16 protein-coding genes are annotated in these 23772 nt (G+C 60.2%); 8 read left to right on the forward strand and 8 right to left on the reverse strand.

The genetic code is table 11. The features are described 5' to 3' along the window. The first annotated feature begins 16 nt into the window (after positions 1–16). Both NG895_RS07230 and NG895_RS07235 read left to right on the forward strand, forming a co-directional pair. Complete coding sequence (locus NG895_RS07230; RefSeq protein ID WP_252851801.1) at positions 17–1378, forward strand: alkaline phosphatase D family protein; 1362 nt, start codon at positions 17–19, stop codon at positions 1376–1378. Positions 1379–1538: 160 nt separating this feature from the next. Further along, on the forward strand, positions 1539–4718 hold the full coding sequence (locus tag NG895_RS07235) for a valine--tRNA ligase (RefSeq protein ID WP_252851802.1): 3180 nt from the start codon (positions 1539–1541) through the stop codon (positions 4716–4718). Between the two features lie 73 nt (positions 4719–4791). Here NG895_RS07235 and NG895_RS07240 read toward each other — a convergent pair whose 3' ends face one another. Continuing rightward, positions 4792–6063: a radical SAM/SPASM domain-containing protein gene (locus NG895_RS07240; protein WP_252851803.1), complete on the reverse strand. Its 1272-nt coding sequence runs from the start codon at positions 6061–6063 to the stop codon at positions 4792–4794. Positions 6064–6361: 298 nt separating this feature from the next. On the opposite strand from NG895_RS07240, the gene NG895_RS07245 reads away from it, so the two are divergent. From NG895_RS07245 to NG895_RS07255, 3 genes are all read left to right on the forward strand, one after another. Then, entirely contained in the window at positions 6362–6838 is a 477-nt protein-coding gene (locus NG895_RS07245) for a YybH family protein (RefSeq protein ID WP_252851804.1), read from the forward strand. Between the two features lie 99 nt (positions 6839–6937). Next, a complete protein-coding gene (locus tag NG895_RS07250; protein WP_252851805.1) occupies positions 6938–7345 on the forward strand; it encodes a bifunctional nuclease family protein in 408 nt (135 codons plus the stop codon). Between the two features lie 17 nt (positions 7346–7362). Beyond that, complete coding sequence (locus tag NG895_RS07255; RefSeq protein ID WP_252851806.1) at positions 7363–8193, forward strand: hypothetical protein; 831 nt, start codon at positions 7363–7365, stop codon at positions 8191–8193. 2 nt (positions 8194–8195) lie between these two features. On the opposite strand, the gene NG895_RS07260 is transcribed toward NG895_RS07255, so the two are convergent. The 7 genes from NG895_RS07260 to NG895_RS07290 form a co-directional block, all read right to left on the reverse strand. After that, complete coding sequence (locus NG895_RS07260) at positions 8196–9461, reverse strand: protein kinase domain-containing protein (RefSeq protein WP_252851807.1); 1266 nt, start codon at positions 9459–9461, stop codon at positions 8196–8198. Between the two features lie 33 nt (positions 9462–9494). After that, entirely contained in the window at positions 9495–12302 is a 2808-nt protein-coding gene (locus NG895_RS07265) for a hybrid sensor histidine kinase/response regulator (protein ID WP_252851808.1), read from the reverse strand. 881 nt (positions 12303–13183) lie between these two features. After that, positions 13184–14980: an aspartate kinase gene (locus NG895_RS07270; protein WP_252851809.1), complete on the reverse strand. Its 1797-nt coding sequence runs from the start codon at positions 14978–14980 to the stop codon at positions 13184–13186. Between the two features lie 47 nt (positions 14981–15027). After that, the gene (locus NG895_RS07275; RefSeq protein ID WP_252851810.1) at positions 15028–15417 is read right to left on the reverse strand and encodes a GxxExxY protein; all 390 of its coding nucleotides are present in this window, start codon (positions 15415–15417) and stop codon (positions 15028–15030) included. 35 nt (positions 15418–15452) lie between these two features. Beyond that, entirely contained in the window at positions 15453–16685 is a 1233-nt protein-coding gene (locus tag NG895_RS07280; RefSeq protein WP_252851811.1) for a cofactor-independent phosphoglycerate mutase, read from the reverse strand. A 58-nt stretch (positions 16686–16743) separates the two neighbouring features. Then, complete coding sequence (locus tag NG895_RS07285; protein WP_252851812.1) at positions 16744–17148, reverse strand: GxxExxY protein; 405 nt, start codon at positions 17146–17148, stop codon at positions 16744–16746. Between the two features lie 47 nt (positions 17149–17195). Further along, positions 17196–18488, reverse strand: coding sequence for a homoserine dehydrogenase (locus tag NG895_RS07290; protein WP_252852055.1), 1293 nt, complete (start codon positions 18486–18488; stop codon positions 17196–17198). Positions 18489–18723: 235 nt separating this feature from the next. Here NG895_RS07290 and leuS point away from each other — a divergent pair, with 235 nt between their 5' ends. The 3 genes from leuS (at position 18724) to NG895_RS07305 (ending at position 23770) form a co-directional block, all read left to right on the forward strand. Then, a complete protein-coding gene (gene leuS / locus NG895_RS07295; protein ID WP_252851813.1) occupies positions 18724–21372 on the forward strand; it encodes a leucine--tRNA ligase in 2649 nt (882 codons plus the stop codon). 41 nt (positions 21373–21413) lie between these two features. Next, a complete protein-coding gene (locus NG895_RS07300; protein WP_252851814.1) occupies positions 21414–22715 on the forward strand; it encodes a glucose-1-phosphate adenylyltransferase in 1302 nt (433 codons plus the stop codon). Positions 22716–22900: 185 nt separating this feature from the next. After that, positions 22901–23770: a toxin-antitoxin system YwqK family antitoxin gene (locus NG895_RS07305; protein ID WP_252851815.1), complete on the forward strand. Its 870-nt coding sequence runs from the start codon at positions 22901–22903 to the stop codon at positions 23768–23770. The last annotated feature ends 2 nt before the right edge of the window (positions 23771–23772 follow it).

Raw genomic sequence — 23772 nt, forward strand, 5'->3', positions numbered from 1 at the left:
GGCTCCGATCAATCGAATGTGCACCACCAGTCAAGTTCCAACGGCACTGGCAGCTTTTGTCGCCGTCGCCATGCCAGCACTGGTCGCTGAAGCGGCGACCAGTGCGGAGCAGCCGGTCTGCATGAATACTGGCATCAAGATCGCGGAGTTGAGCGACTCGTCGGTCGTCGTGTGGACGCGGACCACTGATTCAAACGGTCATGCCCAAGCAGCCCAGGTTCAGGTCGCTTGGCGTGAATCGGGCACGGACCAGCCGTGGAACACCACGAAGTGGGTCTCTACCACTTCGGAGAGCGACGCCATCCATCAGGCGAGGCTGGAGGGACTATCGTCTGGCACCGGATACCAGCTTGAAGTTAGAAGCCGCTCGACTGCTGGCCAGGCGGGGCAAACGATCGAATCGGTATTTCGCACCCATCCCGAGACAACTACGCCGAGTGACGTCACTTTGGTGATTGCCAATTGTCAGCAGTACGAAGATCGCGACGATCGGGAGAACGGATTTCGGATCTATCAGACGATGTTAGGCCTGCAACCAACTTTCTTTGTTCACACTGGCGACGTTGTGTACTACGACAAGCCGCCGCTACTTGGCAAGAACGTTGCTAACGCGCGGGAAAAATGGCGTCGCATCTACTCGATGCCTTGGCAGGTTGAGTTTCACAATCGTGTGCCGGCTTACTTTTTGAAGGACGACCACGACATCTTGAAGGACGACTGCTGGCCCGGCCAAACCTATGGCGAATTGACCTTTGATCAGGGTGTGTCGATCTTCCGCGAACAAACAGCCGCTCCGCCAGTTCCCTACCGAACCATCCGGTACGGCCGCGATCTGCAACTGTGGCTGCTCGATGGTCGCGAGTTTCGGTCGCCCAACACGATGGAGGATGGCCCCCAAAAGACCATCCTGGGCCGGGAGCAATGGGAGTGGCTAGAGAGAACGCTGGCCGACTCGGAGGCGACGTTCAAGCTGGTGATCAGTCCGACGCCGATCGTCGGCCCGGACCGCGAAAACAAGCACGACAATCTTGCGAACAAGGACTTCCAGCATGAAGGGCAGCGATTGCGTGAGTTGCTCTCCGGCCACAAAAACTTGTGGGTGATTTGCGGTGACCGGCACTGGCAGTACGTTTCGGTCGATCCTGAGTCGAAGTTGCGAGAGTATTCGTGCGGTCCCGCCTCGGACCAACATGCCCAGGGTTGGAAGAAGGATGAATTTGTGGAGGGAATGCATCGATATCTGCGCGTGGCCGGGGGATTCATGTCGGTGGTGCTGAGTGATTCCGCCACCACTCCGCAGCTGGCTATTCGGCATCATGCCGTCGATGGCGAGGTCAAGCACGAGGAAATCTGGCCGTCCAGGACCGAATTGCCGTAGACATTCGCCTTCGCGGATCGCCCACGATCACCCTTTGCGCACCGGCTGATTTGCGGGAAAATCGTCTGTTTGGTGAACTCGCTCGCCACTTGCCATTCGTCACTACCTCCGACCGACCAGGGGCCTCACGGACCCCGCTCGCCTAGCCCCAGCCGCATTTATGAAATCTCTCTCCGCCCAGTACGATCACGCCGCCGCGCAGGACAAGTGGTATCCGTTTTGGGAGAAGCAGGGGTATTTCCACGCCGACCCCAAGCTGTCGCAGACGGTCGACGGGAAGCCGCCCTACACGATCGTCATCCCCCCGCCCAACGTGACCGGGGCCCTGCACCTGGGGCACGCCCTGAACAACACGCTGCAGGACATTCTGATCCGCATGAAGCGGATGCAGGGCTACAACACGCTATGGATGCCCGGCACCGACCATGCTGGCATCGCCACGCAGGCGGTGGTCGAGCGACGGCTATTGGCCGAGGAGAAGGTCTCCCGTCACGACCTGGGCCGCGAGGGCCTGGTCGACCGCATCTGGCAGTGGAAAGAGCAATACGAGAAGCGGATCCTCGGCCAGCTCAAGCAGCTCGGCTGCAGCTGCGATTGGGAGCGGACCCGCTTCACGCTCGACGACACCTGCGCCCGGGCGGTCCGCGAGACGTTCTTCAAGCTGTTCAGTGATGGCAAGATCTATCGCGGCAAGCGGCTGGTGAACTGGGACACCTACCTGCAGACGGCCGTGAGCGACGACGAGGTGTTCCACGAAGTGGTGAAGGGACACTTTTGGCATTTCCGCTACCCGGTGATCGACGCGAAGCCGGGCGAGCCAACGCATGTGACAATTGCCACCACGCGTCCCGAGACGATGCTCGGCGACACGGCCGTGGCGGTGCATCCGCAGCCGGCCACTCAGCTGGCCAAGGTGAAGAAAGAACTCGAAGAACGCCTAGCCGCCGCACCGGCCAAGGAGAAGCCACCGATCGAAGCGCAACTCGAAGCGCTGGCCGAGCGGGAGAAGACCAAGCTCGACGAGTTGCAAACGCTCGCCGAAATGGCCGCCCGTGGCGTGATGCTGAAGTTGCCACTCACCGGACGGAAAATCCCCCTCATCGCCGACATCTGGGCGAAGCCTGAACTCGGCTCGGGCTGCGTGAAGATCACGCCCGCGCACGACGCCAACGACTACGAAGTATGGCAGCGCAACCAAGAGATTGGAGCAATCAACATTCTCAACCCCGAGGGGACGCTGAACGAAAACGTGCCCGAGAAATACCGCGGCCTTACCATGAAGAAGGCTCGCGAAGCGGTGGTCGAGGATCTGGTGGAGCTCGGCCTGCACGATCCCGAGACCGATCGCGAAGACCGCGAGATCGACCTGGCGCACAGCGACCGCTCGAAGACCCCGATCGAGCCCTACCTGGCCGACCAGTGGTTCGTGAAGATGGACCAGCTGGCCCAAACCGCCATGGACGCTGTGTCCAGCGGCAAGGTGAGAATCGTCCCCGAACGTTACATCAAGACCTACCTCGACTGGCTGAGCGAGAAACGCGACTGGCCGGTGGGGCGACAGCTTTGGTGGGGTCATCGGATACCCGTTTGGACTCGACAATCCACATTTGATGGTTTTCCCGAGGGAGCACTAGGCCCAATTATCGCTACAGCGGAAAAGGGCGTGTCCACTCACTTTGCCTCCGACAAGAAAAGCCATTTGACTCCGCAGAATCACTCGGTTCGGTATGAAGTGAATGAGGCTGAACGCACGGTGAAGACGTATGTCAGCGTTAGTCCTGGCAATCCCAAGGCCGAAGAGCAGCTTGAATCTCCATCGTGGGGCTACAAGCAAGACGAAGAAGTCCTCGATACCTGGTTCAGCTCTGCCCTCTGGCCGCACTCCACCTTGGGTTGGCCTGAGGAGACGGACGAGCTGCATGCGTTCTATCCGACTACCACGCTCATCACGTCGCGCGACATCATTACGCTGTGGGTCGCCCGCATGGTGTTGATGGGCGAGTACAACATGGGCGAGGTGCCATTCCACGAGGTGTACATCCACCCTAAGATCCTCGACGGCTTCGGCGAGACGATGTCGAAGTCCAAGGGCAACGGTATCGACCCCTTGGACGTGATCCAGAAATTCGGCGCGGACGCCCTGCGGTTTGGCATCGCGTACCTCACGACCGAGACGCAAGACGTCCGCATGCCGGTGGAGTTCGAGTGCCCGCACTGCGATGCGTTGATCAAGCAAACCAAGAAGAACCGCATCCTGCCGCGGATCGAGTGCGACAAGTGCCACGAGCCGTTCAGCACGCAGTGGGCCGAAAAGGACGAGGACAAAGCGCTCAAGCGTGGGGCGGTGGTCAGCGACCGCTTCGAGCTGGGCCGCAACTTCTGCAACAAGGTGTGGAACGCCTCGCGGTTTTCGCTTTCGAACCTGGAAGATTACACGCCAGGCGAAGTGAAGACTGAGGAGCTGTTGCTCGAAGACCGCTGGCTGCTGTCGCGGCTGGCGACCGTGACGCGGCAGGTGACCCACGCCCTGAATACCTACCGCTATGCCGACGCCGCGCGGACGCTGTATGACTTCGCGTGGGATGAGTTCTGCAGCTTCTACATCGAAATGACCAAGGCCCGCTTCGATGTACCCGAGCAACGAGCTACCGCCCAGCGGGTGTTGGCTCACGCACTCGACACGCTGCTGCGGCTGCTGCATCCGATTACGCCGTTCTTGACCGAAGAGATCTGGCAGCTCTTGAACGAAGTGGCCCCAGTTCGCTCGCTCACAAACCCCGACCGCGAAGCGACTGAGAGCATCTGCATCTCGCCCTGGCCCGAGTGGCACGATGGGCACGTCGATTCAAATATCGAATCGCAGTTTGCCGAGTTCCAGGCCGTGCTGGGTGCGGTGCGGGAGATTCGCAGCCGCCAGAACATCACGATGAAAGAAGAACTGTCGTTCAACGTGAAGTGCCCCACCGAGGTTGCCAAACGGCTCGAAGCGATGCAGCCGTACTTCGCCAAGATGGCCAACGCCACGGCGGCCGAATTGGGTCCCACGATCGCCCCGCCTGACATGGCCGCCAGCATTCCGCTGGCCGGCGACCTGGTGGGCATCGAGGTGCACGTGGACGTCAGCAAGTACATCGACGTCGACGCCGAGAAGAAGCGGCTCACGAACGAAGAGGAAAAGCTCACAAAGTACGAGCGTTCGATCGAGGGCAAGCTGAAGAACGAAAAGTTCGTCGCCAACGCCCCCGCCGAAGTGGTCGAGGCCGAACGCGACAAGCTGGCCGATGCCAAGAAGCAGCTGGTCAGCATCCGCGCAGCACTCCAGAAGCTCGCTGAGCTGTAGCTTCGATGGCAAGCGTCCCCTCTCCCGGGGCCTCAAGTGGGTGAGGGCCTGGGAGAGGGGACGCACGCAACGCTCAGGCTACCTGCAAATCGCTGAAGAAGCGGGGCAGCTCGCCGCCGCTGCAACCTGCGCACAGGTCGGCCGCCTCGTCGCCCACCAGCGGCAGGGCCTTGCCCTGCAGCTGCTTGGCTACCGTCCGCGCCAGGCACGTGGTCCGCGGTGCTTTCGCGATGCAGTTCATCTTGCGGTACAGTTCGGCGACCGGTTGTTCGAGCACGTTACCGAACGACGCCGGCACGAAGTCGCACGGCCACAGCTCTCCCGTCGAGCTGATGTAGGAGTGCATCACCCCTGCCCCGCAGCCAAACTTGTCGGGTCCTTCGGTGTAGGTGAACGAACTGACCTTCGGCAGGTCGGGACGGCCCTCGTTCACCTCGAACTGCAGGTAGTACAGCATCTTGATGTCGTCAGGCGTGTAGAAAACCTCTGTGTGCTCCGCCGGATCGGCCAGTTCGCCACTCGGCACCGGCTGATGGATGCGGACCTCGTGAGCGCCGTGCTCCTTCGCGGTCTTGAACAGCTTCACCAGATTCTCACGCGTTAGCAGTCGCTTCAGCACCACGGCCGACACGATGGTGTAGAGCCCCGCCTGCGAGGAGTTACGAATGGCCGTAAGGGCGTGCTCGAAAGCGCGCGGGTTGCGGCGGAAACGGTTGTGCTCCAACTCGTCGGGCGAGTCGAGACTCACCGCCAGGTAGAAAAGCCCCGCCCGCTTGAGCGACGCCGCCCGCTCGGGCGTGAGCGCCCGGCCGTTGGTGAACAAGAGTGTCGTGCTGCGATCGTCGATCGACGCGAGGATGTCCTCCAGGTCGCGCCGCAACAGGGGCTCGCCTCCCGAGATGCCAAAGTAAGCCACACCCAGGTCCTGCAGATCGGCAAACACCTGCTGCCACTGCTCGAGCGACAATTCGCTGCACTTATCGGGCGTGGTGGCGCCACAGTGTTCGCAGCGATACTGGCAACGGGTCGTGATGCAAACATGCGTGGAAAGTGGTGCCGAACGTTGCCCTGCGGAAAGGTCGGAGTACATCTGTTCCTTCGACTTGGCTCCTTCGAGAAATGTCTTGAAGGCGTTCGATGGCATCGGTGGAAAGAACGAGCTCACGACGTACTTGTCTTCGAACGGAATGATCCGCTCGCCACGTGCAGCGCCTTGCAGAATCTTGATCTGGTTGCGCGATCTGTAGGCAGGATCGCTGCGAAGTTGGCGATCCATCTCGACGACAAACTTCAAGTACTTCGGATCGGTGAGCATCTTCTGCACGTCTTGACGGTGGGTAGGCATCGCTACTACTCCTGAATCGTTAGTAGGTTCTCGGCAGGCAGATCACGTTGTCGTTTCATCACGAGAAAGCTTGTTCGACGATGGTCTTCGCCAACAGTTTCTTGTGTGATTATCGGGAGTGGCGCTATAGAAATCGATACCTTTCGCACAATCCTAACCGGTCGAAATACGTGCGTCAGAACCGCACACTGGCGACATTCACCATGGGGACACTTTGCACCGATTGGATGCGACATGGTAGACTGCTGGCGTGCCTCGACTGTGCCGCATCGCACGCTTGCTTTAGGGAGAAAAAATTATGGCTCCGCGTCTGAATTCGGTTTTAGTGGTCCTGACGATCGCCTGTGTGGCGGCCACTTTGCCCGCCCGTTCGGCCGAGGAATCGGACCCCAATGAAGCGTTGACCAAGCAGATTACTGTGCTCCTTGAGGAGCAAAAGGAGTACTGGAACGCCGGCGACATCGATGGCTTCATGCGCTACTATTGGAAGTCGGACGACTTGACCTTCAGTTCAGGCGGCACGACCCGTCGCGGTTGGGGCAGCACCTTGCGTCGTTACCGCGAACAGTACCCTACGCCTGAGAAGATGGGTAAGCTCGCCTTTTCGGACTTAGAGGTGCGCCCCATCGGTAGTGCGGCCGCCCTGGTGCTGGGCCGCTGGGCGCTGGAGCGGGAACCCGATCCGGTGGGTGGAAACTTCACCTTGGTGCTCGAGCGACACTCGGGTAGGTGGCTCATCATCCACGACCATACTTCGCGGTTGGCCGACGAGTAGGCCTGCTGTCCCGCCACACGCAGCGTGATTACAATAGAATGGGTGAAGACGTTTCGACCTTCGGCTCATCCCCGGAACTGCATCAGAAGGAATCGCGGCATGCCCGTCGCTATGGAGCTTTCGCGGATTATCATCAGCGAGATCAATGATAGTCAGGTGATCTACCTCAAGGAGATCGATGGCACACGGACGTTTCCCATCCTGATCGGCATCTTCGAAGCGACCAGCATCGATCGCCGAGTGAAACACATCGAAACGCCACGCCCACTGACCCACGACCTGCTGGTCGGCGTGGCCGAGGCATTGGGCGGCGAGTTTCAGGACGTGGTGATCAGCGCGCTGAAGGACCACACCTACTACGCTCAACTCCGCATCCGGCAGGAAGGCGAACTGGTGGAAATCGACGCCCGGCCGTCCGACGCCATCGCCGTGGCGGTAACCTGCGAACCACCGCTGCCCATCTACGTGGCCGAGGACGTGCTGACCGATCTGGCTAACGAACAGTAATTCCGGAGTCTAAGGTCATGGACGATTGCCCACGGTTCACCACCGAACAGGTACTGCGCGGGATTCAGGCGTACGTGGATAAGCAGTTCGGGCATGAGTTTCCGCTCGACCCCGATGCTTCGGTAAGCGTCTATTACGAGACGGTGCAGAAGGAGATGGGGTGCTCGCTGGAGTTCCTGACGGAGATCGGTCACTACTTCGGCCTGCGATGGGATCATCGGCGGTGGCAGGTATGGTTGCGTTTGCCGCGTGAGAAACGAGGAGAGAAGATATCGTCGGCACAGGGTCGGCAGCTTTGGCAGGAGTGGCTCACGGAAACGAGTCAGCCGCTCACCATCCGCAAACTTGCCGAGTTCATTGCTCGCCACGCCCACGGCGCTCCCATGAATCCGACGACAGTCTTTGGTGTTCCATGTGCACCGGCCGGAGCGTTTCGCGGGCTCTGCCAACTGCCAGAAGTGCGGGGGCGTCGAATTGCTCCCTCCACCAAACTTCGAGATGTACTACGCGGTGGCAGATTGAGGGCATTTTGGAGCAGGTCAACGTGGGCCAGCGGTATAGAGTTACCGTTGCTTTCGCCGACGAAGGCCGAAACTTGGCTCGGGCGATCTTATGGCGCCGCCCTATTTGCCGGGCTAGCGCTCGCTACCATGACTGGTGGTATGATTCTGGGCGACTGGAATTTATCAGCACTGTGCCCCGCGTTCATTGCTGCCATCGCGTTGCCCAGCGTCTTGTTCTGCTTTACAGCGGCCGCCCTGGACTGCGTGCGAGATCCCCTGCCCGATGGCGTCAGGACGTTCGGTGACCTGGCAAGATTGATTGCCAACGCTCAAACCGGCGCGTAGGGCTACGCTTCGCTTTCTTTCTTCCGCCGCTGCGATTCCAGCCGGCCTTTGAGGAACTTGCGGATCGCGGCGCCGAATTCCCCCGCCGTGGCGTAGCGATCTTCTGGCTTGTGAGCCAAAGCCTTCATCAGAATCTGCTCGACCTCGCTGTTGAACTTGGGGGTAAGTTCCTTGGGGCTCCGCGCCTGTCCCTCGGCGATCTCGCGAATGGTCTCCCAACGGTCGCTGTGATTCACCTTATGAGGGTGTTTGCGAAGCAGCATCACGTACAGAATGATTCCCAGGGCGTAGATGTCTGAACGGCCGTCGAGCGCTTCGACATCGCCGCGAGCCTGCTCGGGCGACATGAACAGTGGCGTGCCGATCACGGTGCCTTCCATCGAGCATAAGGCCGAGCCCGACTCCGTGGTTTTAAACATCGAGCGAGCCAGACCAAAGTCCACCAGTTTCGGCTCGCGATCCTTGGTGAGCATAATGTTCGAAGGCTTCAGGTCGCGGTGAATCACTCCTTGGCGATGGGCATAGTCCAGGGCATCGCACACCTTGGCCGTCATCAACAGTAACAGCGCCGGCTTGGGCGAGTGCCGCTTGACGTACTGTTCGAGCGTCCCCCCTTCGAGCAATTCGACCGCGTAGTAGGCCAATTTCTTGTCGATTTGGCTATCGAGTATCCGGGCGATGTTCGGATGATCAAGCTTCTCCATCAGTTCGATCTCACGGGCAAATCGACCGAATACCTCGTCGGTCGCCAGGTCGACTCGGATGATCTTCAGCGCCACGATCTCGCCTGTCGCTTGTCGTTTGGCGCGCCACACCGTGGCGAAGACACCTTTGCCAAGCATCTCCTGGACTTCGTAGCCTTCGATTCTCGGAACGGCCCATTCCTTGGGGGGAACCAGCTTGACGATACGCTCCGCGGCGCTCAGTCGGCTATGCAGCACCTTGGGATCAATGGGCTTGGTCAGGTAGTCGTCGGCCCCAGCGTCGAGCCCCGTCACCATGTCCTCCTGCGCATCGCGGCTGGTGAGCATGATTACGTAGGTGAAAGGATGCTCCGGATCCCGCTTCACACTGCGGCACACATCAATGCCATCCAACCCGGGCATCTGCCAATCGAGTATCACCAACCGCGGCGAGCCTTCCTCGTTCAACGCCTTTAGCGCCTGCAGGCCATCTTCGACGGCCACTGGTTCATGTCCCCACGACTCGACGTTGCTACACAACACCTTGCGGTACATCACATTGTCTTCAGCGATTAAAACCTTCATTTCGCGCTCCATGCACCTTCGGTGGGAAGGCCTTTAACCGATTTTTGCTTTGAGAGCCCTCAAGGCATCGAGCAAATCTTCCACCAGTGATATAAGTTGCTTCCACTGTACCGGGAATTCATCGAGCACGCCGTCGCGCCCCATGTACTCGATGCGTTTGGCTACCGCTGCTGCCGAGTCGGCCGCAAACAAGCCCACCGTGCTCTTTAGGGTGTGGGCCGAACGCATTACCATCTCGCAATCGCCAGCCTGGTAGGCTTCTTCGATGTCGGACATTTGCTTCGGACACTCAACCTCGAACAGGTTGATCATCTCCAGCAACAGAGCCTCTCCTCCACCAACGTTCTCCAACGCCCGCTCGTAATCGAAAGACGGAGGCGCGGGTTTAGTGATGGTGATGGACTCGGTGGTCTTCGGCGAGGTAAGTTCGGCTTCCCCGCTGGCCTCACCTGCCGGCACGTTCTCGACGGCCGCAAACAGTTCCTGCGGGCGGAACGGTTTTGCCACGTAGTCGTCCATGCCTGCTGCCATGCACCGCTCGCGGTCGCCTTTCATGGCATGGGCTGTCATCGCAATGATGGGGGTGTGTCGGCCGGAAGTTTTTTCCCACGCGCGAATGGCGGCCGTGGCGTCGAACCCATCGAGCACCGGCATCTGGACGTCCATCAGAATCAGGTCGAACTCGCTCTGCCGCGCCGCTTCGACGGCCAACTGACCATTCTCCACAGCGGTTACCGTGTGGCCCCGCTTCTCGAGCAGGCTAGTCGCCACTTGGCGATTGACGACGCCGTCTTCGGCCAGCAGGATGCGACGGCTAACAAATTTCTGCCCCCGCCGAGCGATCACGCTGTCGGAGGGAGATTCGTCGGCTCGGGCGATCCCCACGGCAATGGTCACCGCGTTGAGCAGGTTGGATTGGGTAACCGGCTTCGTCATACAGCGGGCGATGCTTAACCCCTTGGCACGCTGCTTGTCTTCAGGCCTATCGGCCGAGGTGAGCATAATGATCGGCATGTTTTGCGTATCGGCGCGCTCGCGCAAGCGGCTCACGAACTCGAACCCATCCATGTTGGGCATCATCACGTCGACCAGGGCCAGACGGAACGGTGTGCCGAGCCGCGCCCTTCGTTCGCACTCTTCCAAACCCCGCTGGCCACTCTCGACGACCAAGGGGCTCATGCCCCAGTTGTTCAGCATCTCTTCGCAGATAATGCGATTGGTGCGATTGTCGTCCACCACTAGCACCGGCAGTTGATGCAACGTGGCCAGGTGACTGGCAGGGACCTCGGGGGTGAGCTGTGCGCGCTCGAACTCGACTGTGAAGTGGAACTCGCTTCCTTGACCATGCTCGCTCTCCACGTCGAGCTGCCCGCCCATCAATCGAACTAGCTGGGCGGAGATGGTAAGCCCCAGTCCCGAGCCACCATACTGGCGGGTGGTCGATGCATCGGCCTGGGTGAACGATTCAAAAATCTTCTCTTGCTGGTCCGGCGTGATTCCGATGCCGGTATCGCTAACGGCAAGGCGCAATTTCGCCCGGTCCGGCGACAGTTCTACCGGCGCCACCCGCACGACAATCTCCCCATCATGCGTGAACTTAATGGCGTTGCTCACCAGATTGACGACAATCTGCCGCAGGCGACTGGCATCGCCCATGAGGTCGTCCGGCACGTCAGACAGAATGTGCACCGCGAGTTCAATCCCTTTCTTTGCCGCCCTTGTCGCCAGGGTGTGTAGCGTATTGCCCAACGTGTCGCGCAGCTTGAAGGGCAAATCTTCGAGTTCGAGCTTGCCAGCCTCGATCTTGGAAAAGTCAAGAATATCGTTCAGCAAAGCCAACAGCGCTTCGGCCGAACTCTGAACCAGAAGCTGGTACTCACGCTGTTCTTCGCTGAGTTGTGTGTTGAGCAGCAACTCGGTCATACCGAGGATGCCATTCATAGGCGTGCGGATTTCGTGGCTCATGTTCGCCAGAAAATCGCTCTTCGCACGACTGGCCGATTCCGCCTGATCGCGGGCTTCGGTCAGCTCGTTCTGCATTCGCTTCAGCTCCGTGACATCTCGCGAGATGCCAAACGTGCCGACGATCTCGCCATCGCTGTTCTTCAGCGGCATCTTGGTGGTCGAGACCCAACTGTCTTCGCGATTCTCCCAGGTCTCTTTTTCTACCTGAGCCACCAACGGAACGCCCGTCCGCATGATTCGCTTCTCGTCTTCCAGCGCCTGCTCAGCGTGCTCGGACGAGAACATGTCGGAGTCGGTCTTACCGATCGCATCCGAGGCGTTCTCGAGTCCGAACTTCTCCGCCTGCGAATGACTGACTCGCAAAAAGCGGCTCGCGCGATCCTTGAAATACACCGCGTCGGGAATGTTCTCCATTAGCGACCGCATCAGATCGCGTTCCAGGTCGAGTGCTTCCACGGCCTGGACCTGCTCGGTGATGTCCCAGAAAATCACCACCACGCCGACGATCTCGCCGGCATCGTTGCGAAGGGGACCTTTGATCCGTTCCACTCGCACCGTGCGACCATCGGCCGTGGTGCGTACCTCGGTACCTCGCAGTTGCTCGCCGGTCCGCAACACGTGGAGGTCGTCCTCGCGGTACTTCTCGGCAATTTCTGCGGGAAAGATATCGAAGTCGGTCTTGCCGCTAATGGCCTGAAAGTCGGACTCAAGCGACGCCAAATAGTGCCGGTTGGCGTAGACGCGTTTGCCCTGAGTGTCCTTGATCACCAGACTGAGCGGTAGCAAGTCGATCAGCGAGCCAACTACCGATGCCGCGGTGCCCGTGGTTTGTTCCTCCGAACCGTGACCTGTGCATCGACCACAAAGTATGGACAACCACAGGTCCAAAGTAGAACCACCCGAGGACATCAGCAAGCCTCGCAACGAACAGACAATTGATGAGAAATGCACCGCCTCCGCGGCCTAATGCTCCTGAGAGCCACTGTCATTATTACCAATTACGCTCCAAAGGCCAAAACAATTCGCCGAGCTTCGAGGAGTTGCACACATCCGCCGGGCAGGAAGGCCGTTGTGACTGGTGAAGCCGTAACTTTATCCAGGGTCAGCGCGATCGGTTGACTTTGCCAACCGATCCGCGTTGCCATGCTGGCAGGTGACGGTGCGCAAAAACCGCCTGAACCAGGCTCCGGCAACGGGGTGATGCCGAGTGCTGCGTGCCTCGGTTGCTACTTCTGAGCAGACTGTTATTCCCCTGCCTGACGGGGTCTATGCTCAATATCTTCCCCAATGCATGTAGCTATTTGACACTCGTTGAGGGAAAATGCGGAGTTCGGAGGAGTGGCGAGAACAATTCATCTTAGCCACCGTCCGCCCAATGGCGGGCAACTGGGGGAGAAGCGTTCTCGCCGAGGACGCCATAGGCCGTTCAAACTCTGGAGGAGCGTGGCTACGGGAAGACGGGTGCTGGATCGCGGAGCGACTTGTCACGATTGGAGTTTTGACACAACTCCATGAACAGCTGTAGAACAACTCAGAGGGTTTTGGGCCAATGCAATTCAAATCCATTCGAAGAACACAGATGCTTTTTGCGCCCAGGGGGACAAAACTCCAGGAGTTTTGGGCCCATATATCAACTGGGGAAGAAGGGTGGCAATACCCCAGTTTTGGGCCCACCAACTGTATTCACGGACATCCGGACCAGACGGAGGCCCGCCCATGATCTGGAGCACAAGCTGCTGTGGCTGAGTGGTTTCGCTCTAGCTCTCCAGGACGTCGGCGAACGCCTGTTTGAGGGCCGCCAGGCCGGCGTCGCCCTTTTCGGCGTCGACCACGACGTTCACGCGGACTTCGCTGGTCGAGATCATCTCGACATTGATCCCCGCGGCGTTCAGGGCCTGGAACATCCGTGTGCCGACGCCGGTATGGCTGCGGATGCCGACCCCAGTAACCGTGAGGATAGCGATCTTGTTGGTGCTGTTGACTTCGCCACCGACCCGGTCGATCAGCTCGGTCACAGTGGTCGTGGCTTTGGCCAGGTCGTCCTGTGGAACGGTAAAGCTGAGGTTGGTGTGCCCCTCTTCGCCGACGCTCTGCACGATCATATCGACCAGCACCCCCTCGCGCGCCACAGCCTCGAACACCTCGGCAGCGATGCCGGGCGTGTCGGTCACGTTCGTAAGCGCAACACGAGCCTGCGACGGGTCGAGCTCGATGCCGTGGATGGTGAGCTCTTCCATCTGCTGCAGCCGATCGACCACGTCGACGGCACTGTGCACCCGGACCGGCGAGTTCGCGACGGGCTCGCCAAACGTCGAACGCTCGTGTGGGGGTCGGTCGAGTTCGAACTCGCGATGCACCGCACGCAGGGCGTCGGTCATGCGGGGACGTTCGACCAACACCGAGACCTTGATATCGCTGGTGGTGATGGCGGTGATGTTGATGCTTTCCTCGGCGAGCGCACGGAACATGCGATCGGCCACGCCGCTCTGCGTGGCCATGCCCAGCCCCACGATAGAGACTTTCGCCACGTTCGAATCATGCGAGACATCGCCTCCGCCCAGTTCGGCCACCGCCGATTCCACCGCGGCCACGGCTCGCTTCAGGTCGCCCTCGGGCACCGTGAAACTGATATCCGCGGTACCACCGGCACCAACGTTCTGCACAATCATGTCGACCGCCACATTCTTGGCCGCCAGGCTCGAAAAGATGCCGAAGCTGGTACCAGGTTGGTCGGGCACGTTGCGAACGGTGATGCGAGCTTCGTCCTTGGTGAGCGCGGCACCGCTTACCGGCCGGTCTACCGACTCGCTGTCGGGGCCAATCACCGTGCCGGGTTCGTCGGTGAACACCGCGCTGTTCTTCACATGGATGGGCACGTTGAACTTCTTGCCGAACTCAATCGAACGGCTGTGCATCACACCCGCTCCGAGGCTGGCGAGCTCGAGCATTTCGTCGTGACTTACACGGTCCATCTTGCGAGCCTCGGCCACCAGGCGTGGATCGGTGGTGAACACGCCGTCGACGTCGGTGTAGATCTCGCACTGGTCGGCGCCCAGCACTGCGGCCAGGGCCACGGCCGAAGTGTCGCTGCCGCCACGCCCGAGTGTGGTAATGTTCCAGTCATCGTCGATGCCCTGGAATCCGCAGGCGATCACGATGTTGCCATCGTCCAGCAGCTTCTTCATCCGCTCGGTGGAGATCGAGCGGATGCGGGCCTTGGTGTGCGAGCTGTCGGTGCGAATGCCAATCTGTCCGCCGGTCAGGCTCACGGCCTTGGCGCCCAGGTCGTGAATGGCCATCGCCATCAGGGCGACGGATACTTGCTCGCCTGTGGAGAGCAGCATGTCCATCTCACGGGCCGCGGGCTCAGCGCCGCCGGCACAAACCTGGTTGGCCAGGTCGACCAGGATGTCTGTGTTCTTGCCCATGGCACTGACAACCATCACCACCTGGTTACCGGCCTGATGAGCCCGAATCGCCCGCCGCGCGGCCGTGCGAATCTTCTCCGCATCCGCCACGCTTGTACCACCGAATTTCTGAACAATGAGTGACATAGTTTCTTGATTTCGAACCGCCAAGGACGCCAGGAGCGCCAAGGACATTAAGTTGACACAATGCGTTTGATTCCGCCGTCTTTCAGTTTCAACACGTTGAAGTTTATTGGGAGGCCGAGCGTGTGACCGGTTGCTTTTAAGTAGTTGATAACTTGAGCTTGATGTATCGGATGGATCGCTTCTACAGCTTTCAATTCAACGACAAGGATTCCACCTACCAGAAAGTCGAGCCTCGCCTCACCGACATTTTGTCCCTTGTATTCCAGAGCGATTGGTGCCTGTCGCACAAATGAAATTCCACGCTCCAGGAACTCGATTGCCAGTGCTTGCTCATACACCGACTCGAGAAATCCGGCGCCCAGCAATCGATGCACCTCGATCGCAGCACCGATTACCTGATGTGCAAGTTCATCAACTTCCGAGGACGGTTCCTTCATGGCGATTTCTTAGCGTTCTTGGCGTCCTTGGCGGTCTAATCGTCCGCTACGAACCACTGCATGGCGTCCCAGCCTTGGTCGAAGGCGAGCTCCGACTCCGCGGCGTTGGTATCGCCATAGGCGGTGAAGTTGTCGGCTTCGATGCCGGCGCCGGCCATCGCCACGGGGACGTAGCCGTGCGTGTGTTTCTTGGTGCTGAGGAACGTCGGGTGGTCGGGGCTGATCATCATCCGCCAATCGCCCCGCTTGGCGAGCGCCTCGTGCAGCGGGCCAACGATGTCGCGGTCGATCGCCTCGATAGCTTTCACCTTCTCGTCGCCGCGCCCCTCGTGCGATGCTTCATCGGGGGCTTCGACGTGAACGCAGACCATATCGTACTTATCCAGGGCGTCGATTGCATAGCGGCCCTTGGCGGCATAATCGGTGTCCAGGTAGCCCGTGGCGCCCGGCACCTCGATGCGGTCCCAGCCGACCAGGGCGGCGATCCCCCGCAGCAGGTCGACCGCGGTAATCATCGCCCCGCGGGGGCCGTATTTTTCGGCAAACGGCGTAAGGCTCGGTGCCCCGCCCTGCCCCCACAGCCAGACATTGGTCGCCAACCGCCGGCCGGCTTGTTTGCGAGCGAGGTTCGTCGGGTGGTGGGCGAATAGTTTGGCCGAGGCGGTCATCAGTTCGTCGAGTATGTCGCTCCCTGGGCCTCGGGGAAACGCATCGGCAATCGGCAGGTCGGTCCAGTCGTGCGGTGCCTCGGTGCGGGTCTCGGCAGTGAACGGCGCCGGCAGTTTGTCACCCCGCCAGATCAAGAGGTTGCGATAGCTGACACCCGGCACAAACTCCAGCGCCCCGTTGAACTTGGGATCGGTGGCCACCTGTTCTTGCAGCGTCTTGAGTAGCGAGGTCGACTCCTCGGTCGCAACATGATCGGCGGTGAAGTCGATCATGATCTGCCCATCAGTTGTCTCGCCCACGGTGACAACGTTACAGCGGATGGCCCAGTCATTCGGCGCCAGCTGGATGCCCTGGGCGGCGGCCTCCATCGGCGCGCGGCCGGTGAAGTGCTCGAACGGGTTGTACCCCAGCAGGCTGAGGTTACCGATTTCCGAGCCCGCGGGAAGCTCATCCGGCGTGTGACAAGCCCGGGCGACCACGCCCTCACTGGCGATGGCGTCCATGTTAGGCGTCGCGGCCGCTTCGAGGGGAGTCTTTCCACCAAGGGATTCTTGAGCCTCGTCCGCGGCCCCGTCGGGGATGATGATGACGTATTTCATAGTTCTATATCAGCTAAGAGTTAACCACGACGAAACGACGGAACTACGTATTGATGTGTTAACGGACGATTCGCCTAATACCCTCTTTGAGCAGAGGAACGTCGAAGTTTATGAGGAAACCCAACCTGTTTTGGGTAAGTTTCAGATAAGTAAATATCTGAGCTTCATGAACCGGCAGCAATTGCTCAACCGCCTTGATCTCCACGATGACTTTTCCTTCAACCAACATATCCAGACGCAAGCCCGCGTCGATCGTATGTCCATCGTAGGCAATGGGCAGGACCACCTGTGTCTCGACGGATAGACCGCGCTTTCGAACTTCGTAACTTAGGCACCTTTCGTAGACGGACTCTAGTAGTCCTGGTCCCAACTCTCGATGCACCTGGAATGCGGCATCTAAAACCAACGTGGCTAGTTGTTCCACTTCGGCAGGAACGGGGTCAAAAGCCTGCTTTTCGTCCATCTTTGTTCCGTCGTTCCGTTGTGGTTCACCATTTATGCATTTGAAGATCAATCCCGGACCCACATTCTCACTGGGGCGCCGCTTACGCATTTCAGCGATGCGATCGCTTCGCACGCTTTGGCCGCCGCGCCTTCGGTCGTGGCGTGCGTCATCACGACTAGCGGGATGTCGTCGCCGGGCGTGGTGGCTTCGTGCTGCAGGACGGACGAAATGGAGATCTCCTGGTCGCCCAGCGCCTTGGTGATCTGAGCCAGCACGCCGGGGTGGTCTTCCACGTCCACGCGGAGGTAGAACCGGCCGCGGGCGTTGGCGTAGTCGGCGGCCGACACGCGGGCCGGGCGATTCGACCACAGTTCGAGCGTCTGGAAGGTGAGCTTGGTGCGGCCAACGGCCGTGTCGATCATGTCGGCCACGACGGCGCTGGCCGTGGGCATTTGCCCCGCGCCCGGACCGTAGAACATCAGTCGGCCTACGGCGTCGGCATCGACCCGCACGGCGTTGAACGGACCACTTACCTCGGCCATCGGGCTGCCAGCCTTCAGCAGCGTGGGCGAGACATGCAGCTCGAGCCCACCATCGACCAGTTCGGCCACGGCCAGCAGTTTGATCTTGTAGCCCATCTCGCCAGCGTACTCGACGTCGGTCACGTCCAGCGTGTCGATACCCGTGCAGGGTATGTCCTTCCAGTGCGCCCGGGCGCCAAACGCTAGGTGGGCCAGGATCGACAGTTTCTGCGCGGCGTCGGTGCCGTCAACGTCCATCGTGGGATCAGCCTCGGCGTACCCGAGACGCTGGGCCTCGGCCACGGCAGCGGCGTAGTCGTCGCCTTCTTGCATCCGCGACAGGATGAAGTTGCTGGTGCCGTTCAGGATACCGTGCAGTGAGCTGACCTGATTGGCGCTGAGGCACTGGCCGATGTTCGCGATGATCGGGATGCCGCCTGCCACCGAGGCCTCGAACGCCACGCTACGGCCCAGTTCGCGGGCGGCGTCGAATATCTCCGCGCCGTGCTCAGCCAGCAGGGCCTTGTTGGCCGTGACGACGTCCTTGCCCGCCTTGAGCAGCCTGAGCATGATGGTCCGCGCCGGCTCGATGCCACCAATCAGTTGGGCGACAACCTGGATCTCGGGGTCGTTAATCACCTCGTCGACGTTGTCGGTCAGAATGCCCTGGGGCAGGTCGCAGTCGCGGTGCTTCTTGAGATCGCGGACCACTGCCTTCTCGAGCCACAGCACTCGCCCCGCGTGCCGGGCGGTGCGGTCGCCATGGTCCAACAGCAGCTGTGCCACGCCGGTGCCAACGGTGCCGAGTCCAATGATGCCAACTTTGGTCTTTTCCACGATGGTCGCCAAGGTCTGAGGAGTGGGAATCGCCGAGCGTGTAGGTGCTCTCCGGTGGCCCGCGAGCAGCCCTGTATAGTAGTTGGCCCGTCGCCCGAACGTCAACGGGCGCGGCGGTTTGCGCTCAGGGGGCGAACCGGTAGAATCGGTGGATTGTCGATAGTGTTCCGACGAAGCGTAGATCGTCGGCCAGGCGAATACCCGCATTCCCAACTCCGCTTTCCGCACTGCATCCATGCCCCGCTACAACCCTGCTGTCATCGAGCCCAAGTGGCAAGCCTTTTGGGACCAAAACAAGACGTTTGCCGCGCCCACCAAGCCAGCCGAGGGGCAAGCGAAGTTTTACGCCCTCGACATGTTCCCCTACCCCAGCGGTAACGGGCTGCACGTCGGCCACCCGGAAGGGTACACGGCGACCGACATCATGTGCCGCGCGGCCCGCATGCAGGGTAAGGCCGTGATGCACCCGATGGGGTTCGACTCGTTCGGCCTGCCCGCCGAAGAGCACGCCATTAAGACGGGCGAGCACCCCCGTGTGCAGACCGAGCAAAACATCGATACCTTCCGTCGGCAGCTTAAGATGCTCGGTTTCAGCTACGACTGGGACCGCGAGATCGCCACCACGGACGTCGAGTACTTCCGCTGGACGCAGTGGATCTTCCTGCAACTGTACGACACGTGGTTCGACGAACGAGAGCAGCGAGGCCGCTCGATTGGAGAGCTCGAAGTGCCGGAGCACGTCGCCGAGATGGGGGACGACTTCGCCCGCACGTGGGTCGACGAGCAGCGACTCGCATTTCAGAGCGAAGCACCGGTGAACTGGTGTCCGGCGCTGGGGACGGTGCTGGCCAACGAGGAAGTGATCGACGGCAAGAGCGAACGGGGTGGCCACCCCGTGGTCCGCATGCCGCTGCGGCAATGGATGCTCCGCATCACGGCCTACGCCGAGCGGTTGGAAAAAGACCTCGAACTGCTCGATTGGTCCGAAGGCATCAAGGCGCTGCAGCGAAACTGGATTGGCAAGAGCACCGGCGCCGAGGTCGACTTCTTCATCGGCGACGACTTCGAAGCGTGGAAGACCTCCCGCGCGAAGTCCGGATACCCCAAGAAAGCCGGCGCAGACGTCCTCCGCATCTACACCACGCGGCCCGACACGCTGTACGGGGCGACCTACATGGTGATCGCGCCGGAGCATCCGTACGTGGAACGTCTCACCACGTCAGAGAATGCCGAGGAGGTTGGCAAGTACTGCGAGGCGGCGGCGATGAAGAGCGACCTCGACCGCACCGAGCTCGCTAAAGACAAGACGGGCGTCTTCACCGGCAGCTACGCCGTGAACCCGGTGAACGGCGAGCAAGTGCCGATTTGGGTCGCCGACTACGTGCTGATCAGCTACGGCACGGGAGCCATTATGGCAGTGCCGGCGCATGATGAACGCGACTTCGAGTTCGCCGAGAAGTTCGACATCCCTATCCAAGCGGTCATCCAACCGGGGAAACATATTGCGGACGAAGACGCCAAGAAGATCCTTGCCGGCAAGGTGGTCTACACCGAGCCGGGCGTGGCCATTAACTCCGGCGAGTATGATGGGCTTAAGACCGACGGGTTCAAGAAGAAGATTGCAGCTGATCTGTCCGCAGGTGGCCTCGGCCGCGAAGCGGTGAATTACAAGCTCCGCGACTGGCTGTTCAGCCGGCAGCGGTTCTGGGGCGAGCCGTTCCCGATCCTGCACGAGCTGGACGAGGACGGTAACAAGACCGGCCATGTGATCGCCGTCGACGAGAGCGACCTGCCGGTCGACTTGCCGCACCTCGAAGATTTCAAACCGCACGGCCGACCCGAGCCACCGTTGGACAAAGCGCCCGAGGAGTGGCTGTACCCCGTGATCGACGGGGTAAAGTACAAGCGCGAGACGAACACCATGCCGCAATGGGCCGGCAGCTGCTGGTACTACTTGCGGTTCCTCGACCCCAAGAACGGCGAAGCGGCTGTCGATCCAGAAATCGAGAAGGCGTGGATGCCGGTCGACCTGTACGTCGGCGGGGCCGAGCACGCCGTGCTGCATTTGCTGTACGCCCGCTTCTGGCACAAGGTGCTGTACGACCGCGGCGTGGTCTCCATGCCCGAGCCGTTCCAGAAACTGGTGAACCAGGGCATGATCCTCGGTGAGAACAACGAGAAGATGTCCAAGAGCCGCGGCAACGTCATCAATCCCGACGACGTGGTGAAGGAATACGGCGCCGACTCGCTCCGGTTGTATGAAATGTTCATGGGGCCGCTTGAAGCGACCAAACCGTGGAATATGCAGGGTGTTTCGGGTGTGTACAACTTCCTTGGTCGCGCGTGGCGCTTGGTGGTTGACGAACGAGCAGACAAGTTGGCTCTGGCCGGGAATATCACGGATGCCGAGCCCACTGATGCGCAGGCACGCACATTGCATAAGACTATCAAGGCAGTGACCGAGGACATCGCCGGGTTGTCGTTCAACACTGCGATTGCCCGCATGATGGAATTTGTGAACTTCTTCACCAAACAAAAGGAAGTACCGCGAGCTTGCGTCGAGCCGTTCGTGCTGCTGTTGTCTCCTTTTGCCCCCCACATTGCTGAAGAACTGTGGCACGTGCTCGGGCATCGAGATACACTAGCCTATGAAGCGTGGCCGGCGTTTGAGGCGTCGCTCGCCCAAGACGAGTCGGTAGAGATTCCCGTTCAGGTGAACGGTAAAGTCAAAGCCAAGGTCAGCGTGCCGGCGGGGGCGGATAAAGACGCAACCGAGTCGGCGGCGCGATCCGACGCCAAGGTGGCCGAATTGATCGGCGGGAAGGACCTGGTGAAGCTGATCGTCGTGCCCGGCAAACTCGTCAACTTTGTAGTAAAAGGCTAGCCGCAGGCAGTCCCTGCAGCCAGTCAGGAAGGATACCAACGATGAGAAGCATCGCTGCAGTTATATTAGGTGGTGGGCGGGGAACGCGATTGCAACCGCTCACTACGCATCGCTCGAAGCCCGCCGTACCGCTGGCGGGCAAGTACCGCCTGATCGATATTCCGATCTCCAATTGCATTAACAGTGGCATCAATCGCTGCTTTGTGCTCACGCAGTTCCTGTCGGTCAGCCTGCATAGTCACATCCGCGGCACCTATCGCTTCGATGCCTTCAGCGGGGGCCTGGTGGAGATTCTCGCCGCTCAGCAAACGCTGGCCACCGAGGACCACACCAGCTGGTATCAAGGCACCGCCGATGCGGTGCGGAAGAATATTCGCTATTTCACCGACCATAACACAAAGTACGTACTCATCTTGTCGGGCGACCAGCTCTATCGCATGGACTTCAGCGAGATGCTGAAGACGCACCAGGAGAGCGGCGCGGCCATCACCATTGCCGCCAAGCCAGTGCACCGCCACGAAGCCACCGGGCTGGGCATCATGAAAGTGGATGAGACGGGCCGGATTAATGGTTTCGTCGAAAAACCAACCACCGACGCCCAATTGGACGAGGTGGCCATGGATCCCAGTTGGATCGACTCGTTAGGCGTTACGGCCAATGGCCGCGAGTGCATGGCCAGCATGGGAATCTACCTGTTTTCGGTGGATGTGCTGGTCGAGGCGCTCAATGCGACGTCCGACTCCGATTTTGGCAAAGAACTGCTGCCGCGCGCCATCGCCGAACAGCACGTGCAACTGCATCCGTTCGATGGCTATTGGGAAGACATTGGGACGATCGGCTCATTCTACGACGCCAATTTGGCCCTTTGCCGCCCAGATGCTCCATTCTTCCTGGGCGAAGCGGATGCCCCAATCTACAGCCGGCCACGCTTCCTGCCCCCCACACGGGCCGATGGGGCCGAGATCAAAGGCAGCCTGATTGCCGATGGTTGCACCATTCATCCGGGGGCGAAGATTGAGAACAGCATCATCGGCTTGCGGTGCCAGATTGGCTCGAATGTGACGATCCGCGACTCCATCGTGATGGGTGCCGACTACTTTGAAACACCCGACCAGGTCGCTCAAAACGCTACTCGAGGCGGCACCTGGCTCGGCATCGGCGAAGGGGCTGTGGTCGAGCGGGCCATCGTTGATAAGAATTGCCGCATCGGGGCGGGCGCCAAGGTCGCGTGTAACAGCACCGAGGACATCGATGTGGACCAAGGCTGCTGCGTCCGCGACGGCATCCTGGTGGTGCCCAAGGAAACGGTCATTCCTCCCGGCTGGATCGCCAAAAGTGTCTGAGACGCCCACCGGCTGGCCGCACAATCGTTGCAAAAGTCCTAAAACCTACTTGTTCGACTCGAACGTGGACGCCTCGTGGCACGTATGGCATATTAGAGATTAGCCCGGTGGCCCCGCGTTCGAGGTGCGCCGCTGCGGCCGGCCCTTTTCGACAAACTGCCTCCCCGTACGAGACACGAAACACTATGCGTATTGAGTTGTTAACGCTGTTGCGACAGGCTCCCAAGGCGAGCTTGCTGACCATGCTGCTCGCCGCGATTCTGGCCGGCTCGCTGGCTTCCGCTCAGGCCCCCTCCGAAGAGGAGGGCACGAAGGACGATACCCCCGAGATCGTTCCTCAGCGGGAGAGTGTGAACATCGAACCCTACAAAGGTCCGCCTATCTTCCTGCCCGAACCGCCCGAGCCGCCCCCCGCCACGCGGGTTGAAGCGAAGGCGATCACCGACTACTACGATCCCGACACGAAAGAAAAGCCGTACGTTGTCCGCAACGTGGTGCGTTTTTCGGACGACAGCATCAAGAGCGATGGCGCCTATAAGGAGTACTATCCTGACGGGCAGTTGTTCGTGGAGGGGCAGTACCGATTGGGTGCCCCGACCGGGGAGTGGAAGTACTACCACCCCGATGGAAAGACCGCGAAGACCGTGAATTTCGACGATGGCCAGCCGGAAGGCGTCGTCGAGGTGCATCAGGCCGATGGTACGATTAAGGCCAAGCGTGAATACGCGGACGGGCGACGTCAGGGCGAGTGGGTCGTATACGGCGACGACGGGGAGCAGAAACTGCTCGAAAGTCACTATGTCGATGGCAAACGAGACGGCGTCTGGCAGATGTGGTACCCCAACGGACAACAGCGGACCCAGATTCCCTTCGTCGACGGCAAACGAGACGGCACCGTGATTGAATGGGATCAAGAGGGTAACAAACGGACCGAGATTGCCTTCGAGCAGGGCCTGCGAGACGGCATCACGCACATCTGGTCCAAAGATGGGCGTCAATTCGAGCGAGAATACCGGGAAGGCAAGATGGTTTCGAGCAAGGAAGTAAAGAACTAACT

It is taken from the genome of Aeoliella straminimaris (genome assembly GCF_024054565.1).
Classification (GTDB): Bacteria; Planctomycetota; Planctomycetia; order Pirellulales; family Lacipirellulaceae; genus Aeoliella; species Aeoliella straminimaris.

Excerpts from the sequence above, each read along its gene's own strand:
- NG895_RS07245 (WP_252851804.1), top strand. The coding sequence starts at position 6,362 with ATGGCTCCGCGTCTGAATTCGGTTTTAGTGGTCCTGACGATCGCCTGT.
- NG895_RS07270 (WP_252851809.1), bottom strand. The coding sequence starts at position 14,980 with ATGTCACTCATTGTTCAGAAATTCGGTGGTACAAGCGTGGCGGATGCG.
- NG895_RS07285 (WP_252851812.1), bottom strand. The coding sequence starts at position 17,148 with ATGGACGAAAAGCAGGCTTTTGACCCCGTTCCTGCCGAAGTGGAACAA.
- NG895_RS07250 (WP_252851805.1), top strand. The coding sequence starts at position 6,938 with ATGCCCGTCGCTATGGAGCTTTCGCGGATTATCATCAGCGAGATCAAT.
- NG895_RS07230 (WP_252851801.1), top strand. The coding sequence starts at position 17 with ATGTGCACCACCAGTCAAGTTCCAACGGCACTGGCAGCTTTTGTCGCC.
- NG895_RS07275 (WP_252851810.1), bottom strand. The coding sequence starts at position 15,417 with ATGAAGGAACCGTCCTCGGAAGTTGATGAACTTGCACATCAGGTAATC.
- NG895_RS07280 (WP_252851811.1), bottom strand. The coding sequence starts at position 16,685 with ATGAAATACGTCATCATCATCCCCGACGGGGCCGCGGACGAGGCTCAA.
- leuS (WP_252851813.1), top strand. The coding sequence starts at position 18,724 with ATGCCCCGCTACAACCCTGCTGTCATCGAGCCCAAGTGGCAAGCCTTT.
- NG895_RS07255 (WP_252851806.1), top strand. The coding sequence starts at position 7,363 with ATGGACGATTGCCCACGGTTCACCACCGAACAGGTACTGCGCGGGATT.
- NG895_RS07305 (WP_252851815.1), top strand. The coding sequence starts at position 22,901 with ATGCGTATTGAGTTGTTAACGCTGTTGCGACAGGCTCCCAAGGCGAGC.
- NG895_RS07300 (WP_252851814.1), top strand. The coding sequence starts at position 21,414 with ATGAGAAGCATCGCTGCAGTTATATTAGGTGGTGGGCGGGGAACGCGA.
- NG895_RS07235 (WP_252851802.1), top strand. The coding sequence starts at position 1,539 with ATGAAATCTCTCTCCGCCCAGTACGATCACGCCGCCGCGCAGGACAAG.
- NG895_RS07240 (WP_252851803.1), bottom strand. The coding sequence starts at position 6,063 with ATGCCTACCCACCGTCAAGACGTGCAGAAGATGCTCACCGATCCGAAG.
- NG895_RS07260 (WP_252851807.1), bottom strand. The coding sequence starts at position 9,461 with ATGAAGGTTTTAATCGCTGAAGACAATGTGATGTACCGCAAGGTGTTG.